12 protein-coding genes are annotated in these 18,999 nt (G+C 43.1%); 2 read left to right on the top strand and 10 right to left on the bottom strand.

Annotated elements, in window-relative coordinates; genetic code table 11:
- Together BQ7997_RS07865 and BQ7997_RS07860 are read right to left on the bottom strand one after the other, a co-directional pair.
- Complete coding sequence (locus BQ7997_RS07865) at window positions 1-3,135, bottom strand: DUF2723 domain-containing protein (protein WP_073345259.1); 3,135 nt, start codon at window positions 3,133-3,135, stop codon at window positions 1-3.
- Window positions 3,136-3,597: 462 nt separating this feature from the next.
- Window positions 3,598-4,686: a hypothetical protein gene (locus tag BQ7997_RS07860; protein WP_073345256.1), complete on the bottom strand. Its 1,089-nt coding sequence runs from the start codon at window positions 4,684-4,686 to the stop codon at window positions 3,598-3,600.
- A gap of 156 nt (window positions 4,687-4,842) precedes the next feature.
- Between BQ7997_RS07860 and BQ7997_RS07855 the strand changes: the two genes are divergently transcribed.
- Window positions 4,843-5,463, top strand: a complete 621-nt coding sequence (locus tag BQ7997_RS07855; RefSeq protein ID WP_073345254.1) for an HAD family hydrolase — start codon at window positions 4,843-4,845, stop codon at window positions 5,461-5,463.
- Between the two features lie 37 nt (window positions 5,464-5,500).
- Window positions 5,501-6,310: a 3-ketodihydrosphingosine reductase gene (gene kdsR / locus BQ7997_RS07850; RefSeq protein WP_073345251.1), complete on the top strand. Its 810-nt coding sequence runs from the start codon at window positions 5,501-5,503 to the stop codon at window positions 6,308-6,310.
- 109 nt (window positions 6,311-6,419) lie between these two features.
- Here kdsR and BQ7997_RS07845 read toward each other — a convergent pair whose 3' ends face one another.
- The 8 genes from BQ7997_RS07845 to BQ7997_RS07810 form a co-directional block, all read right to left on the bottom strand.
- Window positions 6,420-7,148 (bottom strand): DUF6064 family protein, encoded by a 729-nt coding sequence (locus tag BQ7997_RS07845; protein WP_073345248.1) that lies wholly within the window; start codon window positions 7,146-7,148, stop codon window positions 6,420-6,422.
- Window positions 7,149-7,158: 10 nt separating this feature from the next.
- The gene (locus BQ7997_RS07840; RefSeq protein WP_022138285.1) at window positions 7,159-7,644 is read right to left on the bottom strand and encodes a threonine/serine exporter family protein; all 486 of its coding nucleotides are present in this window, start codon (window positions 7,642-7,644) and stop codon (window positions 7,159-7,161) included.
- Between the two features lies 1 nt (window position 7,645).
- Window positions 7,646-8,413 (bottom strand): threonine/serine exporter family protein, encoded by a 768-nt coding sequence (locus BQ7997_RS07835; RefSeq protein ID WP_073345246.1) that lies wholly within the window; start codon window positions 8,411-8,413, stop codon window positions 7,646-7,648.
- A gap of 199 nt (window positions 8,414-8,612) precedes the next feature.
- The gene (locus BQ7997_RS07830; protein WP_073345243.1) at window positions 8,613-8,864 is read right to left on the bottom strand and encodes a hypothetical protein; all 252 of its coding nucleotides are present in this window, start codon (window positions 8,862-8,864) and stop codon (window positions 8,613-8,615) included.
- Between the two features lie 84 nt (window positions 8,865-8,948).
- A complete protein-coding gene (locus tag BQ7997_RS07825; protein WP_073345240.1) occupies window positions 8,949-9,500 on the bottom strand; it encodes an RNA polymerase sigma factor in 552 nt (183 codons plus the stop codon).
- 176 nt (window positions 9,501-9,676) lie between these two features.
- Complete coding sequence (locus tag BQ7997_RS07820; RefSeq protein WP_073345238.1) at window positions 9,677-12,778, bottom strand: DUF6298 domain-containing protein; 3,102 nt, start codon at window positions 12,776-12,778, stop codon at window positions 9,677-9,679.
- Window positions 12,779-12,808: 30 nt separating this feature from the next.
- Window positions 12,809-14,491 (bottom strand): polysaccharide lyase, encoded by a 1,683-nt coding sequence (locus BQ7997_RS07815; RefSeq protein WP_073345235.1) that lies wholly within the window; start codon window positions 14,489-14,491, stop codon window positions 12,809-12,811.
- Window positions 14,492-14,549: 58 nt separating this feature from the next.
- Complete coding sequence (locus BQ7997_RS07810) at window positions 14,550-18,980, bottom strand: hybrid sensor histidine kinase/response regulator transcription factor (protein WP_097677766.1); 4,431 nt, start codon at window positions 18,978-18,980, stop codon at window positions 14,550-14,552.
- Window positions 18,981-18,999 lie beyond the last annotated feature (19 nt).

The raw sequence follows: 18,999 nt of genomic DNA, 5'->3' as shown, positions 1-18,999 counted from the left end.
TTAGTTTTTGGATTTCATTAGTTGGGTAAATACAGTGTATTTCTGTTCAAAGCGTTGGTCACTCTGCTTGTAAAGTTCTTCATCTGTATTCTTCAGTAATTCATTGCACTGATTCCATTGCCAAAACTTATACATACAATCCCGCTGAACCATCTCTATCCGATTGACTCCCAATGAGAAAGCCCAGTTGATATAATCTTCCGATTCAGCTATCAGATGATTCAATAAAGTAGTTGCTTTCGCTTTGTCGCCCGTCGAAGCATAAGCTACGGCTATCTCATACGAACCACTCTCATAGACTTCGGGAACATTATATGCCGGAATAGCCTGTTCGGCGTATGCAAGCACGTGCTTTGCACGGATACTATCACCTTGCTTTACCAATTCTTTGGCAAGTTGCGCAAAAAGTCGTCGGTGAGAATAGCAGATACGCAGTGTTGTTTCATCCAAATAAAGGCCGGGAGTATCCAGACCGCCATATTTGTATCTGTTCATCACATTTTCATAGAGTTTTTCCGTATCTATCGCATAACCACTTTCTCCTTCCACATCTCCCCATCTCTTATAGTCGAAAGGTGTGAAACGGAATGCCAGTCCTTCCTGCACAAAGTAATTGTCGAACTTTAGTTTAGTGGCTTCACCTACGGAGATAGCCATATACAGCGGACGTTCCCAATTACAATTTGCCAGTATTTCAAGGATGAGTAGGTCTACTTTAGTCAGCATACGTATATCCTTCAGGGAGATAGAGAGCTTGTCCGGTATCGCATTTTTCAGTTCTTCCCCTTTCAAATGGCGGATTGATTTGGGAAGCATGATGCCCGAACGGAGTACCGCGTCCTTATCTATGCGGATATTTATCGTATCGGTAGGAATCACATGAAATTCCTTCTTCTCTGAAAATACCCAGTATTTCAGGATATTCTTCACTTCAAACGGGTCATCTCCGAAGCTGTCACGGGCTTCTTCGGGATGCTTCTGATATAAATCTTCTATCTGTTTCTTCAGTTCCGGACGTACAGCTACATATTCATTCTTGCCTTCCTGATATTGATTCTGATTCCAGCTTATCGGCAAACCGGGGGCGTCATATAAAGGACATTGCTGCTGATAAATATACCAATCGGTCTGGGCATAACTAAGGTTGCAGATACGTGCATCCCTACGCACTTCTTCCGTGTCCTGATTATACCATAAAGGGAAAGTATCATTGTCTCCATTGCAGAATATAATAGGATTTCCCGCATCGGGAAGTGTCATCAGATAGTTGGCTCCAAAGTCACGGCAGGTATAGCGGTTGCTCCGGTCGTGGTCATCCCAGGTCTGGCTTGCCATCTGTACCGGGATTAACAGGCAAAGAAACATTAACACGCTGATTTGAACGACTGTTCCCTTCTTTTTGCGGAGCGTGTCACACAACCCCGCAGCGCCTATTCCTATCCAAATGGCAAAGGCATAGAATGAGCCTGCGTAAGCATAATCCCGTTCACGAGGTTGTCCGGGGACTTGATTCAGATAGAGTACAATAGCCAGTCCTGTCATGAAGAACAGGAAAAATACGACACTGAATTGTTGCTTCCCTTTCTTTTCCCGTGCCCACTGCCAATAAATTCCAATCAGTCCCAATAATAAAGGTAAGCCATAAAAAACATTATGACCTTTATTCTGACGCAAGGATTCAGGCAAAAGCTCCTGATTCCCCAAACGCAGGTTGTCAAGCCATGAAATCCCCGTAATCCAATTCCCGTGTTCCGGTTCTCCGCTTCCTTGAATGTCATTCTGCCGTCCGACAAAATTCCACAGGAAGTAGCGCCAGTACATATAATTGAGCTGATATGAAATGAAGTAAGTCAGATTCTCTTTTTGTGTGGGAGCACTATCCGTTCCTCCCGACCATCCCTTGTAAGAAGAAGTCAGCCGGTCATTCCACATGCGGGGGAACAGCATATTCTGAGTATAGCACACATCTTCTTTATAGCGGATAATTTTATATTTCCCCTCTTCCTTATCAGGACGATATACTGCACTGCCTTTTTTTGTTTTTACCTTATAATATTCTCCTTCAGGTATATACTCCGGTTCGGAAGCATAAGTTCTTCCGTAAAGCAAAGGGGCACTTTCGTACTGCTCACGATTCAAATAGCTTTTGAGCGTAAAAATATTGTCCGGCGCATTTTCATTGAGTGGTGTATTGGCGTTGGCACGAATCAATATCACCGCATAAGTGGTATATCCTACTGTGAGCATAAGCAAGCACCACAAAACTGTATGTATCATTCGTTTTCTGAATCGGTAGATAGCTCCTGCCAATAGACCAAATATTAAAAACAGGAAAATTATCAATCCCGATTGGAAAGGAAAACCTAATACATTGACAAAGAATAGTTCGAACCACCCTCCTATATCGGCCATACCGGGAATGTAGATAAAGAGAATCAGTACAATAAGAAGACCGGACAAGGCAATCGCACCAATCACTCCTTTAAGGGATATTACCTGATATTTCCGATAATAGAACACTAATACAATTGCCGGAATACAAAGGAGATTGAGCAAATGCACTCCGATTGACAGTCCGATGACATAAGCTATCAGGATAATCCATCGGTCGCCGGATACGGAATCCGCTTCGTCCTGCCAGCGAAGAATCATCCAAAAGACCAAAGCTGTGAGGAAAGAAGAAAAAGCATACACTTCACCCTCTACCGCACTGAACCAAAAGGTATCACTAAAGGTATAAGCCAATGCTCCTACAACTCCGGAACCTAAAATGATAATGAAGTCTGTAACTGACAACTTCTCTTTGTCACTCGTAATCAAAGACCTCACCAAGCGGGTAATGCTCCAGAAAAGAAACAAAATACAACCGGCACTTAACAATGCGTTCAGGAAGTTAACCGTGTATGATACGTACTTCGCGTCAGAAGCAAACTGGGTAAACAGATTCCCGACAAGCATATAAAAAGGTGCGCCAGGCGGATGACCAACCTGTAACTTCTCGGCACATGAAATAAATTCAGGACAGTCCCAAAAACTGGCAGTAGGCTCAATAGTCATTCCATAAACCAATGCTGCTATAAGAAAGACCATCCAACCGCTAAAATCGTTCCATCTTTTAAATAATAAGTTGCTCATTGTTCCGTAACTTTTTTGTTTGCAAAGTTAGGGAACACGCAACTAAAAATGGCCTTTTTTGTCGGACGGATACGGACAAGGGAAGTCTATAAAATATTGATATTCAAAGATGTTAATCAAGAGCAACAGACAAATACGGACTGGGACATCAGACGTGTACAAAAGTCCTTAATTAGGGTTTCAGTATGACAGGAATCAAGTAAAGGAAGAACTTACTTTTTTTAAGAATAAGGATTATCTTTGAGAAGCTCTGACGGCATTGTTGGTTCCCCGTAAGGAAACGCCAGTATCCTCGTAGAGAAACGGTCGTATCCTCGGTGGGAAACGACTGTTTCCTCGGTGAGATACGCCAGTTTCCTGTGCAGGAAATGACAGGAAACTATAATTGATTAATTAATAGACGTATAGCTATCTTTATTAAAAGTCAGCGAAGAGCAGTTCTTCCAACTTAAATGGAGAACTTCACAATGACTTCACAATATCTTCCAGTGATTCTTTAGAGTTTGACAGCATCAGTTTCTCCGTCTTTATTCGGGAGATTCGCCGGGTTAATGTCTCCGTGGTCAGTTTCATTAAATCCGCAAAACAAGCCGGCTGAACTCCTTCCCGTAGAAAGGCGCATACCCTTAAATCCTCTTCTGTGAGTTTAGGACTCATGCCTTTTAATTTGGATACGAGTCCATAGACATTTTCCTGAAGCCGGAGTAATTCAGTCCAGTCCTTTTCGGAGAAAGAAGGGATTTTGGTAGATAATGCCATTCTTTCCTTGAACTGGCGGACTTTGGAAATGACAGGAGAAGTTTCGTAAATATCTTGTTGGAGAGATTGGTATTTCTCCTCGAGATAATTGCATTGCAGCATCAGTCTATCCGATTCGACGTTTTTCTTCTGCATTTCTTCTTTGAAGGTACTCAGTTGGGAATATACATACTGATTCTTTTTCCAAAGCAATCCGAGTAATAGAGACATGATACCGAACACACCCAATGCCGAAGATAAAATGACAGATGAATTATTTTTGCTATCATTCAGCATCAATTGACTAGCGTAAGCCTTTCTCTCCATTTCCAGTGCTTCGTCAAAGTTGCCGTATTTCTGATAATAGAGGCTGCATCGTTTGCAAATCTTTGCCATATAATCATATTCTTCGGTCAGTGCTGCGAGTTTTATTGCTTCCTTAAAGTGGATTTCGGCATTGTCTCTTTGTTCCAAATCACTTTCTACGCAAGCGAGGTAGTAATATGCTCTTGATTTCTGATATTCATTGCCATGCATCTCATAGTAAGATGCCGCCTGCCTGATTTGCGCATCGGAAGAATGGGGGATATTCTTGTCTTCGTTGACCTGCGTGCACAGCAAATTATACTCCGCAAGTTGGGCTTCATTCATTTGGTTCACCTGAATGTTTTCAAGAATAACAGATGCCGTATCCGGATCCTGCTCCATTAATTGCGCGGCTTTGTCTAATCCTTGTTTCACATTTGTGCCTTCCGGATGACATGCAGCCAGGGAAAGGACAGCCATATACAATAAAATTCGAAGATTATTCATAACTTTACTTTTACTTTGCCTACAAATGATTGGATTTGCAAATATAAATAATAATCAGGATAGCGCCACTATGTTTTTTTGACAAATATCAAGCCGTTCTGAACAATTAATTAAGAAGATAAGCCGTATCTTTGTAGCAAACATAAATTATATATCATGATTAAAAATATTGTATTTGATTTTGGGGGAGTGATTGTAGATATTAGTCGTGACAAAGCGGTACAGGCGTTTATCAAACTGGGATTGGCTGATGCGGATACCCGCCTTGACAAATATCACCAAACCGGAATCTTTCAGGAACTCGAGGAAGGCAAACTCAGCGCGGATGAGTTCCGCAAGCAACTGGGTGATTTATGCGGGCGTGAACTGACTATGGAAGAAACGAAGCAAGCATGGTTGGGCTTTTTCTACGAAGTGAATTTAGACAAACTCGACTATATACAGGAATTAAGGAAAAGCTATCATGTATATCTCTTGAGCAACACCAATCCTTTTGTTATGTCATGGGCTTGCAGCCCGGATTTTTCTGCAAGGAAACTTCCATTGAATGATTATTGTGACAAGCTATACTTATCTTATCAGGTAGGCCACACAAAACCCGCACCGGAAATCTTCGATTTTATGATAAAGGATTGTAATATCATCCCTTCCGAAACTTTATTTGTGGACGATGGCGCTTCCAATATCGAAATAGGAAAGGCGCTTGGATTTGAAACATTCCAACCGGAGAATGGAGCGGACTGGCGGGAAGAACTGACAAGTATATTGAATAAGTAAGTATTGCCGTAACTATTACATTCGCAAATAGAAAGATATGCAGTCACAGATTATTCTTATCACCGGAGCGTCTTCTGGCTTTGGAAAGTTCACAGCTCAAATGTTATCGGAACAAGGACACATCGTTTACGGAACAAGCCGGAAACCTTCCGAAAATATGAACAATGTAAAAATGCTTGTTGTCGATGTCACCAGTCCTCTTTCTATCCGCCAGGCTGTGGAACAGATTATATCGGAACAGGGACGGATTGATGTATTGATTAATAATGCCGGCATAGGTATCGGCGGTGCTCTCGAACTTGCTACGGAAGATGAGGTAAGCAAGCAGATGAATACCAATTTCTTCGGTGTAGTGAATATGTGCAGGGAAGTATTGCCTCTCATGCGTAAGGCACGGAAAGGAAAGATTATCAATATCAGTTCCATCGGTGGAGTGATGGGTATCCCCTATCAGGGATTTTATTCGGCTTCAAAGTTTGCCGTAGAAGGATATAGTGAGGCCTTAGCACTGGAAGTGCACCCGTTTCATATTAAAGTATGCCTGGTAGAACCGGGAGATTTCAATACCGGATTCACGGATAACCGGAATATATCCGAGCAGACAAGGCTGAATGCCGATTACAGGGAAAGTTTCTTGAAATCACTGGAGATTATAGAAAAAGAAGAACGTAACGGATGCCATCCGCGGAAACTGGCTGCTGCAATCTGTAAGATAGTAGCCCGCAAAAATCCTCCTTTCCGAACTAAAGTAGGCCCGTTGGTGCAAGTCCTGTTTGCAAAAAGCAAAAGATGGTTGCCTGACTCGGTCATGCAATATGCCCTTCGGATATTTTACGCAATAAAATAACAATTCAGGCACGGATTACGCGGATTTCACGGTAGCTAATTTGCGATGTAATTAGCAAAAAACGTGAAATCCGTGTAATCCGTGCCTGAACTTTTTGCTTTGTTTCTGATTAGTTTTTCGGAACTAATTCCAGAAACATCGTTGTAGTCAGTAATATAGCCAGTCCGACACAAACGGTAATCAACAGCCAGTTAATGTATTTCGCTTTCGGCTTGGTATCGGCATGCAGATTATTCAGGAAGTACTCTCTGAAGAAAAGATACAGGCCGGGAATCGTGGCACTTGCCAGTAGAAAATCTTCGGGAATCTGAAAGAAATAAGTTTTGGACAATCCTATCAATGACCAATGGCAAAGGAAAAGTACCAGGAACATATTTACTTTGTGGGCAAACAGCAGTAATAATCCGATAGTAAACACTACCACGGAACAAGGCATTACCGGAGAAGTCATTTCCGGGAAAGAAAGTCCGCGTGCCAAGGATACCAAAGGATATATGAAAGGCATTGCCAACAGGATATAGGACAATATGTCATACTTATGGGTACGTTCAAAGGTGGTGTATCCCGTAATCGCGTCCCATATCCAAATGACAGCCATTACTCCCCAAAACATCGCCATCACTCCATTGTAGCTGCGTTCTTCGCAATAGATATAATAGTAAATGATAGAAATCCATGCATAAAGTCCTATCATATAGAACTTCATAGCCATCTTCACCCACGGACGCGGTTTGCTGATAAGCAATCCGGTCAAAGCCACACCAATCAAGATGATAAATATCTGTAAAATCCAGGTAGCCGAATTATAATAGGCAATTGTTCTCCAAAAAATCTCCATAAAAGTAATTTTAGTGTCTTGTTAACGAAAAAGCTCTATGTGGGAACAGGAACATCGGGAATGTAGCTCCTACTGCCAGCATGAAAATAACCGTGCTTGCTATCATCGTGTTGGAGAAGAACATGGACATGAACTTATCCAGTTTTTCCGGCTCATTCACATTCTGCAAACACATGATGAGTGAAAATACCATGTTGTACGCAAACTTACCCGGAATCATGGGAAGCAATGCCGGAATGTAAAGTACCGTCATCGGGCAATATACCTTTTTTCCTAACCATAAGCTGCCGAAACCTATTACCAATCCGGCAAACAAGGAAGCCGTAGCAATATCCACGCCTAAATAAGTCATCAGGCAAAAGCGGCAGGCGTGTCCCAGTGCCGCCAATATGGCAATCATTTTGAATGCACGCAAAGGCGGGTCGGAAATCGCACCAAATCCTATACCTGCTACTGCAGCAAAAAATCCATCAGTAAGAATATCAAGTGCTATCATATCAAATTAAACTGTTTTTTACCATTAATAATGTGAAGGAAAGTCCGATAGCGATGCTGACAATCAGCAGAGAGGCTTCCGTCAGACGGGCAAATCCTGTCAGAACGTATCCTTCGACTACATCAATCACGCCGTTAATCAAGGGAACGCCGGGAACAAGATAAAGTACACTGGTCGCCATGGCTATTTCGGATGTCGTATCGAAAATAAGGGCGGTAGAAGCACAAAGGGAAGCAACGAAAGCCGAGACTATGAATACGATGTAGTGGTTCATTTTCTTCTTCTGCATCTGCTGCTTCAGATAGAATCCCGTGATAGTGGCCGAGAAGACAATTCCCATGGAAATCAAGTCGCCGCCGAATAGTTTGCAGAAAGATGCATTGGCGAATCCTACCAGCAGCAGGACGAAAAGAGGATGTATCATCGGGGCGGAAACAATCTTCCTGTATTTCGCAGTCAGTTCTTCCAGCGACAGATGATTGTCCACTGCTTCCCAACTTAATGCGCTTAACTCTGAATTGTGCTCGAAGCTGATAGGATGCGCGGGAATATCTATTACTTCATTACAGGCTTCGTTTGTTTCCTTGTCTATAATTGTAAGAATGATATTTTTATGAAATACGCCTAATTTTACATCTAAGCCAAAAGCTTCTCCGATACGTTTGGAGTTACGCACTACTCGTGAAGTATGCACTCCGGCCCCCATTAAATGGGCTGAATATTCCGCTATGAACTTACCTATGGATAATAAAGATTCGCTTGTCTTCATGAATGTGATATTTTTAAATCGGGCGCAAAAGTACGAAAAAGAGTTATAGGAGCAAGCCTTATTCCTGAATATTTTCCCACTAAATATCATGGAACAAAAAAAACGCAGTCTTTCATAGAGTTCCCCAATGAAACTTCTATGAAAGACTGCGTCAATCTTTTAATGCCTTAACTAACCTAACTAACTTTATCTAACCTAACTACAAAATACCCGAAAAATCTTTTATACTACTAACAATCCTATCTTTTAATATCTTATTTTCAACTATTGAGAAATCGCAGGCAACGTCTGCCGGTGCTAATAATACAGCTTTAGCTTCTTCTGCATCTGCCATCTCTTCCGGATGCTCTCTGAAATAAGTTTCCCATCGGGAAGCTAATTGTGGAGTTACACCCAGCACATAGTTGATGAAATCATCGTCCGTCAAAAAATCCTTTACCTTAGAGCACATATCGCATCCTTTTTTAAGCGTTTTACATAAATAGGACGACGTTATCCTGTATATGTACTCAACAAAATAACCTTTTTACTAATATTAACTTGCCAGCATGCGTAACTTGGACAATCCGCGGTGCATCAAATTGCGTACGGACTGATAATTCATATTCATAATCTCGCAAATATCTTCGTATTTCTTTTCTTCTATATAATATAAGGTAAGTGCTTCACGCTGGCGGGGTGATAATTGGTCTAGTAAACGCCTTACCAATGAAAACTCGTTCTTGCGTTGCTCATTTTCCATATAGTCGTCTTCTACATCTGTAGGAGTCGGTATAACCACTTCTTCTATAGATGTATCAGAGGTGTACATGCGTCTGCGAAGTTCGTCGCAGAGTTTATTCTTTAATGAGATGAATAAATAGGATCTGACATTATCAATGACTCCTAATTCATCTCTCTTAGTATAGAGTTTCACGAAGACGTCATGGATGCAGTCTTGGAGTAACTCTTTATCAATAGTCAACTTTAATCCATAATTAAAAAGGACGTTGATGTGCAAATTATACAGTTGAGAAAACGCTGCCATATTCCCCGCTTGAAAAGAAGCGAACAAAGTTTCGGTTGAATTATTAGTCTGTTCCATCATAGCATTAATTCGATTGATTTGATGTTGCAAAACTAAGCAGTATTGGCCGCAACCTTAGGTAAAATCTGGTTTGTGGATTGAAAAAACAAGTATCATGTTTTATAACACTCTTTTACTAGATATTACTGATAAAAAAGAAAAATCCCGCTAATTTGTCGTCAGCGGGATTTTCTGTTTTACAGCTTATGGAACCAATAAATACCTTCTTTCTTATCAGGCACCTTCAGGTTGTATAATCCATTTATTTTCAGTGATTTACTAATTATATCAATCTTTCCGGTAGCAGGATGAATGTACTTTAATGCATATTTTCCGGACGATAATTGAATAGGAATATCTGTTCCCGACTTGGAATAAATGATACTTCCAATATCAGATTTTACCAATTTCCTGTATTCATCGGTATTTGTTTCTTCCACTTCCATTGCCGCAGCATCCTTCAGGAATACCTTGTCCATGCACGGAATTACAGGACATGAACCACCCGCCATAAATATTGCCCAACCCATAGCCGGATAATTCTGTGCGTAGAATGTCACTGCTTTTTGGGGATATTTCCGGCGATACTCATTTACTGCTTTATAAGCTTCATTGAAAGTAACCTTCCCGACTTTCATCTTACGCATATGCTGGCGGGGAGCCATATTCTTGCCGCCTTCAGGCGCAAAGATTCCGTCCGTCTTATAATGCCAGTAGCGAATGTCGATAATATCTACTATGGCAGCCCGTTTGGAATCTGCAAGAATCGCATCCTGCACATCTTTTGTTGTACTCAGCGCTACTTTGGCTTTTTTGCCGGTTTCTGCTTCCCATTCGGCAATGACATCCAGCCAAAACTGCACGAAGTGCAACGGGCCTGTAAATTCTGCGCTTGTCAGTTGGATAACATTCGAATTATCAGCAAAGTTATTCAGGCATTGACGGATATATTGCCTGTGCAGCTCGCGGCGTACCGGATGGGTAACGTCATAGAACATATCTGCCACGAAGATTCGTTTGTCTCCGGCAAACGGAACTGGTTCCGGGAATCCGGTCTGATTGATATTATTGCTGCTTCTCCACGGACTATCCACCCAGTGAGCTCCGGCTTCTATGATATTATGTTGGAAATAGTTTTCATGGAACAGCAGCAACCCGTCTTCACTTCCTTTTTCTGCAAATTCTTTCAATCGCGACCAATACCATGCGTTGGGACGGTTCAAGTCATATTTACTCAATCCTTCCCAAGCTGTTCCCTGACCGCTGCGTCCGAAAGGTTGTTCGTAGAAAGGCCCCCATACGTCTCCATCCCGACGCCGGATACGTTCGTGGTCGTCACGGCGGCGGTCGTACCACAGTCCATAGTTCTGGTCGAAAACAAGAATGTTCTTCTGTTTCATAAAGTTGACGACAGAGTCGATACGGTCTGTCAATCCCAAGCCTTCACGTCCCGGAACAAAGCGGGTGATGGCAGGACTTGCCTTTTTCAGGAAACTGGTTTTGAGTCTGCCGTTCCACCACGGAGTGGTATGACTGCCACCTACCAACAAAGCACCGTCCATTTGGATACGTCCGTTGGTAATGGTTACTTCCGGTTGAGTCAAGAACGTCTTTAAGTTTGAAGGAGTCTTTTTCTCTTTGATGTCCTCTATTGATTTCACTCCGGCGGATGCTACTGAAGGAGCAAATTTGTTTTCTTCAATCCAACGCTCCAGTGTCAAGCGAGGAATATAAGCTTCTTTTGCCAATTCCATAGCCACTTCTACGGTCGGACTACTGGTTGCGCTTGTATTTCGGGGCAGGATGCGGGCGCGTTCAGCACATTCCTTTTGCAGCCGTTCGGCTAATTGTGCGTAAAAGATGCTGCGAGGCTGTACGTGATTATTGGATTGTGCCCACTCACCGTCTCCCGAGAACTGTGCCCAACAACCGTATGCACGGTTCTTAGCGTCTTCAGTCGGGGCATAACACTCGATTTCCGCGGCGGTACACTGCCAAAACAAACTGTTTGCCGTGTTCCATCCGGCTCCGTTCTTATCTTGTCCCAAGTTCTTGAAGGTAAGATTATGTCCGTCGATATTGACTACATCAAACAGCAACCCGCATGCCCAGGCATCGATAGAACCGCTGAATCCTAAAGATTCATACGAGTCGCATTGTACGAAAGCATTAGGCCCGGCAGCGCAGAATCCGGCGGCAAAGTCATGAATCCCATGTTCGGAATAGCAACGTTGAAACAAAGTCTGCTGTCCCAAAGTGTGGAATGTACAACGGCGCATTCCGCCAATTTCAGAAATAGGTTCCCTCGAAATACAATCTTCGACAGTAATCTTTGAACCTGTACGTTGAACGATAACGGCACTTCCTGCAAAATGCCTGAAATTAACCTGTCTTACCCAACTGTTTTCCGCATCTTCGATAGAGATGCCCGTCCAACAATGGTCTTCATCTTTGGGATAACGTCTGTCGTAGTCGGAAACCAATGTCATGTTTTCTACTCCACAGTTATTAATACGCCCGTTCCATTGGTAAGTCATAATCGTCGAAGTGCCGTATCGGGCATCCAAAGCTACGGTCAATGGGGCATCTAGTGTAATTTGATTTCCATTCACTTCGCTGACTGTCCTGTCCCAAACCAAATCCGTATCCCCCACTTTCCATCCCAAAGCACTGATGCCACCGCCAAAGATGTCACAGCCCAGTGAAGCAATCCATTCCTTACCGGAAGGGCGGGTTATCATTATCCGGTCACCTTTCTTCAGGGAAGTTCCCGAAGCGACTTCCAATGTTTTCGTATTTACCGGAACGTACTTGGAAAGCACCTGCAATGTATCCTGTATATTCAGGTCATTCCTTCCTTCCATGTAGATAAGCGAACCTCTGTCTACTCCTTTCTTCAACAATATTGTCTTCTCCTTATCCATCCCCCGCAGTACGATTCCTGAAGCAGTAATACGGATACTGCCGGATAAGGAAAATTCTCCCTTATCTAACAAAACAGCTCCACGAAAACCGGAAGCATCGGGAGTTTGTGAAGCTACGTAGTCGATGGCACGCTGAATCCGTGCCGTGTTGTCTCCTACTTTCCATGGTACAAACACCACATTCCGAATGGAAGGAATATCTTGTTCGGATGCCTGATAACCGCAAGTCGAGAAATCGAGAATCCGGTTTCCCTGCCCGTCGGTCAGATAAGTAATCTGGTTATCCTTTACTTGCAAAGCAAAGGTTTGCGCATGACTCTGCGCAAACCCGATACTCAATACTCCCAAAAGGATAGTTCTTATTCGTATATTCATTACAATAAACTTTAGTATCTATTTATTCGGCTAAAATAAACTTTTCCGTTTAGATAGTGTATCATGGTTGTTCTTTAAATCAGTCCAATCCACCTTTTTCTTTGTGTCTATGCCATGGATGAATTTCTCAATATTGGTGTAACCGTCCCCATTGCAATCTTTCACGGCATCTGACGGGTCATTTGGGTTCAAGCCGTTAGCTATTTCCCAAGCGTCCGGCATACCGTCACCATCTGTATCGACATACGGTTTTCCCTTATATTCAGGAAGTCCTCCCACCTGACGGATATCTGTAATAATTCCCTGTTTATATGAATCAGCGGGTAAGCGCCTTTTTACATATGGAGAAACAAATTCGGGCGCATCTTTTACGTAGATGGCTTTTCCGGTTTGTACAGTCTTGATGACACGGGCATCTACGGCATCACGTTTCGGGAAATTGGCTCCTACATTATTCAATACAAAATTATACGCTTTTTTTGTTTCCATAATGGTTACAGGAGACATTTTGAACGGTTTGTCCACCTTTATTTGTGGCAGGAATTTTCCGGCATCTACTTCATTCGCCAGTTGCACGCCGCCATCCCAGTTATTTTTTGTCACCTTGGAGTTACCATGAACGATGTTCCCGTTCACATAAGCTTTTCCAAAAGACAAAGGCCGGCTTTTATCGCGTCCGGCTTCCGGTTTGAGGATACGGTACGAAATCGGTTTATCCAACGGAGTGATGGGGCCCGGCTTGAAGTAATTATTAATCATGTTGTAGAAACTCTTGTTATCTCCCCCGTCTACGGAACGATTCCACCAGTTGAAAACAACATTGTTGACGAAGTTAAAGTCTCCGTCCATACCTACCGAACTGTTACGGCTGATGTTGGAAGCGAAGAGATTGCGGCAGAACATGCTGTTATGCCCGCCGATAGTAGCACCGAACGCATGGTTGTAAGCATCCAATGCTTCGGAGAATACGGAATTCTGAATGGTGATATTTACAGTCGGAAGTTTCAATCCATGTCCGTCTGTCCCCCTGTTATATACATGGCGGTAGATAGACATATTCTCATCCAGTCCCCAACTTGCCGAACAGTGGTCAATCATAATATTTCCTACTGCATTTCCGCCCACCGCATCATCACGGAAAGCGACATCTTGCGCGCCACGGCGGAAACGCATATGGCGGATAACAACATCATGCGTATCAATCAGGAAAGACTGGCCTGTCACACAAATACCGTCTCCGGGTGCTGTCTGACCGGCAATCGTCACATAAGGAGCACGCACGCTAATCGGGCTTTTCAAACGAATCACACCCGACACATTGAAAACAATGATACGTGCGCCACCGGTTTCGCAGGCTTCCCGAAGGGTTCCGGGGCCTGAATCTTCGAGGGAAGTGACTACAATCACTTTTCCACCACGGCCTCCGGGAGTGTACATGCCACCACCTTCCGCACCGGGGAAAGCAGGAATATTGCTCTTTATCAAATCTTCCGGTTTAGAAGCCCACGGCTTATAGGGGCGTCCTTTTTGTGCTTCTTCCAAAACTGTCGGCAGGGCTTTTTCCCATGCCGCATCTGATTTCCGTTCGAACTCCGCTTCTTGTTTTGCTCCTCTAGCCTTTACCGAGTCCGGAATCACAGGATACTGTGCTGCCGCAGGTAGTACGCAGGCAACCAGCATCCATGCTGATAATACTTTCTTGATGTTGTTCATTCTTTCGAATCTTAATAGGTTTACTAAAAAGACGATTAAGAAAGCATTTTGTAATCGGTTATCTCTCTCCTTTCCGCCATTCATTCATATATTCACGGGGAGTCTGGTTATATTTCTTCCGGAAACACTTGCTGTAATATCCGGAATCTTTGAATCCGACAGCAAAAGCAACTTCTGAAACGCTTAAATCCGTGTTCTTGATCAGTTCAACGGATTTATTCAGGCGGATTTCTTTTACCAGATCTACGGGTGCCAGTCCGGTAAGGCTCTTCAACTTTTTGAAGAATGCCGAACGGCTCAAGCCGATACCGGAAGCTATCGTATCTATATTGAAATCGCTGTCGTCCATGTTTTCCTCAATCACCTGATGAATCTTTTCGAGGAATTGCACGTCTTTCTTTACCAGATATTGTTCGTAGCTGTCTTCTTCCGTCGTTGTCTGATTCTCCATTTGCTGACGGATACGTTCACGGAATATTTTCCGTTCGGCGAGCAACTGGTCGATACGTGCCAGCAGATATTCTTTGCTGAATGGTTTGGTTATATAAGCATTCGCACCTAACGTAATCGCTTTTGTCTTGGCGCCTTCATCGTTCTTTGCGGTCAGGATAATCACAGGAATATGACTGATTTGGAAGTCTTTACGGATAGCCTGCAACATTTCCAAACCGCCCATTTCAGGCATCATCTGATCGGTCACTACGATGTCAGGATGATATAGATGCACTTTCTTCAAGCCTTCCACTCCATTATTGGCTACGTGAATATTGAATTTATCTTCGAGCTGAAGTTTTATCAACTGACAAAGGTCTTTATTGTCTTCCACCAACAAGAGAGTAGGCAACGAAGCGTCAATTGCCAGTTCTGCTTCCATTCCTTCCGATGAAGAAATAGTCTCAGCCGATTCTTCTTCGGAAGCGGTCGGAGCAACTTCTGTATCGCTGACATAGTAGTCAACTTCGGACGGACGGTAATGTTCCTTATCCATCAGAAGTTCTACGGTAAATACAGCGCCCTGTCCTTCGGGACTTTCGGCACGAATCACCCCGTGGTGCAGATTGACTATCTCTTTGGAAAGTGCCAGACCGATACCTGTACCTTGATAATACGGATTCTTTGTATTCTCCCCTTGTGAAAAACGTTCGAATATCTCGGTCAGTTTGTTTTGCGGAATCCCCTCTCCATTATCTTCCACCCGCACATAACAACGTTTTCCGTCGTCCGTCAGGCCGGCAGTGACATGGATACTTCCACCGGCATGGGTAAACTTGAATGCGTTTGATATGATATTACGGATCACAATACTCAATTTATCTTTGTCCGCCCATACCATAATTGATTCATCCGGCAACTGAAAAGTAAAGCTGATTTCATTCTCTTCCGAGAGTACCCGGAATTCTTTTTGGAAAGAGGCAATCATTTCATTGAAATCAATCAAGGAAACATGCAGGCGCATCTTACCGTTCTGAATCTTGCGGAAATCTAGTATCTGATTGACTAACTGCAACATCTGATTGGTATTCTTCTCCATCAATTCTACATATTGCAATCCTTTCGGAGATAGTTGCTCGCGTTCTTTCAATTCCTGTATCGGGCCTTTAATCAATGTCAAAGGTGTGCGGAGTTCATGGGAAATATTGGTAAAGAACTTGATTTTCAGTTCCGAAACCTTTTGCTCGATATAGATGTCATTCTTCATCTTAATCATAAAGAAAGCCAGTCTTAGGGCAAAATAGAGAGCTGCCAGCCCAAGAATAACGTAGATAAGCGTCGCCCACCAACTCAACCACCAAGGTGGAAGAATGGTAACGGCTAACGTACGACTGGAAACAAGTTCGGGACTGGCTTCATCTATCGTTTCCACACGGAACGTATAGCTGCCAGGGGGCACGTTGGTATAAGAAGCAATACGGTTCTTACCGTTATAATGCCATTCTTTTTCGTATCCTTCGAGTATATAGCGGTATGTCACCCTGTTCTGATTGTAGAAATTCAAGGCGGCAAATTCTATCGTGAACATGGACTGGTTATAGTTCAGTCGAATCGCATCTGTGTACGTAATGGATTCTTTTAGAATCGGGCAATCCTGGAAACTACGCAAATCCCGGTTGGAAACCTTAAAATCGACAATACGTGTATCATACTTCGTATGTTGTGTTTCCAACTTGTCAGGGGAAAATGCCAGAATCCCCTGACGGGTACCGATCCACAAATTCCCGTTCAATGTGCGGAGCGCGCTGCCCTCTTCCATTTCCACATTCAGAAATCCGTCATATTTGTCATAGTTACGGAACTGCTCGGTAGTCTTATTGAAACAGGACAGACCGATTTCGGTAGTAAACCACAGATTCCCATTCTTGTCTTCTACAATTGACTTGACTACATCATTGTTCATTCCTTCACGTATGCCGTAGGATTTGAAAACCGGTTCATGCTTTTCCTTGTCATATTGAACTAATTTGTTCAGTCCTCCACCAAATACACTTACCCATATTTGCGAATCAGCATCTTTATATAGCACATAGATATCATTGTCCGCCACGTTGGAACGGTCGCTAACCTGACGGTAGGTTTCAAACTGAATTTGTTCGGGCGTTGTAAAATGCCCGTCAAAAGACATCAGGCCATCCATTGTTCCCACCCAAATACGTCCGTCTTCATCTTCCGTCATTGTACGCACTTCCATATAAAGCCCGTAAGGCGGATATTGTTTCAGTCCGTTGTATTTATGTATAAAGCCAACTTCCCCGTTTTCTTCGGAAAGCAGGTTCAATCCCCCGCCTAATAATCCTACCCAAATGCGTCCCTGACTATCCTGATAGGTAAAATACACATCATTATTACTGATAGAGTTCGGATTTTTAGGGTCATTCTTGTAACGGGTAAAACGTAGGCCATGAGGTGAATTCATATCCGGCTCGGCTTTGACAAGTCCGTTTCCTTTGGTAGAGAACCACAGATTTCCGTCCTTATCTTCCATTATATGATAGACTGCCCCCAACAGATAGTTCTTGTCTGAGAAAATCTGCTTCACCTGACCGTTACGATCCAGACGATACAAAGTCTGCCAGCGGGTTCCCACCCAAATATCTCCGTTCTTCGCCTGGAAAAGGGCACGTATCCCCTGATTCCAGGAAGTAGGTCTTTCGGTGGTAACGGGAACAGGAGATACTTCGGTCAACAACTGGAATTGTTTTTTAGGGAAATTCACTCTATACACTCCGCTACTTGTAGATGCCAGCCACAGAATACCATCCTTATCCAAAAGAAGATGGAAGAAAAGTTGGTCGGGAATGTCATCAGAGAACGGTTTAATTTGGTTGATACGGGTCATCTCCAGTTTATCCCTGTCGAACAAAAGGATTTCTCCGCTTGGAGTCAGGAAAAACATGCCTTGCTCGCCGGCATCCTGCATTTCAAAGTTTCCGATAGAATTCTGGACGGGAAATGTAAAGCGGTGGCTGCTTCTGTTCAGAGGATCATAATATATCAATGCATGATTCCCTTCCTGAAACCATATCTTCTCATATTTATCATAGAAGATCATTCCGGCATCTTTCCCGGGGATGGTAAACGGAAGTTTAGTGAGTTGCTTGTAACCGATATTGTATTCATAACTTCCTTCATTAGTGGTAATATACATCAAACCGGATTCTGTAACCAATAAATTGGAGATTGGCTGCTTGATTTCCGGTATTTCATAACGGTTCACTACTCCGTTCTGAGGGTCGATACTATAAATATGCCCGTCCCTATCCCCTAGCCACAGGAACTTGGAACTATAAGCAGCACAAGTGAATTGTTCGGGATTGGCAGAAATCTTTTTCTGTATGAAGTCACCCGGTTTATCTTTCAGGGCATCTCCTTTTCTAAGGGATAAAATCTGATAATCCATACCAATCCAGTTGATGAACTCGGCTGTTTCACAGAATACGTTGTGTTTCAGCCGCATATCATAGACGTTCACGTTGGGGCGTGAATCGTGCAACTGCTTCATTGTGATTTTTCCATCCTTATCGGTATAGGCACGCAGAAGGCTCTTGTCCTTGGTCAGTAGCAGAACGTCCCCGTCTTCCGTTGTCTGGATTTTGATAATCTGAATGTTTTCGGAGTATTCTTTTACGTCATCATAGACTGCATGGAAACTTTCATGGCGCTTGTCGAACAGGTAAAGTTTACGGTCGATGGTCTTAATCCATAGGAAACCATTTTTATCTTCTACAATACGCTGAATCTTGCGAGGGGGAATATCGGCAGAATAAAAGCCGTCGCGGTTGTCATATGAGCGGAATTTAGTTCCGTCAAAGCTACATAGTCCATACCATGTGCCGAACCAGACAAAGCCATCCTTCCCTTTTAAAGTACAATTGACGATATTATTAGACAAACCGCGCTCGGCTGTGTAGTGTTCAACAATCATATTCGGATAGGCAAAAACACAAGCGCCCATCATTGACAGTAATAGTATTAGAATATTCCGTTTTCTCATTTATGGTCATCATTGGAAT

The organism is Bacteroides congonensis (assembly GCF_900130125.1).
GTDB lineage: Bacteria > Bacteroidota > Bacteroidia > Bacteroidales > Bacteroidaceae > Bacteroides > Bacteroides congonensis.
The sequence above is the reverse complement of the archived record's forward strand: the minus strand, read 5'-3'. Positions and strand labels throughout refer to the sequence as shown.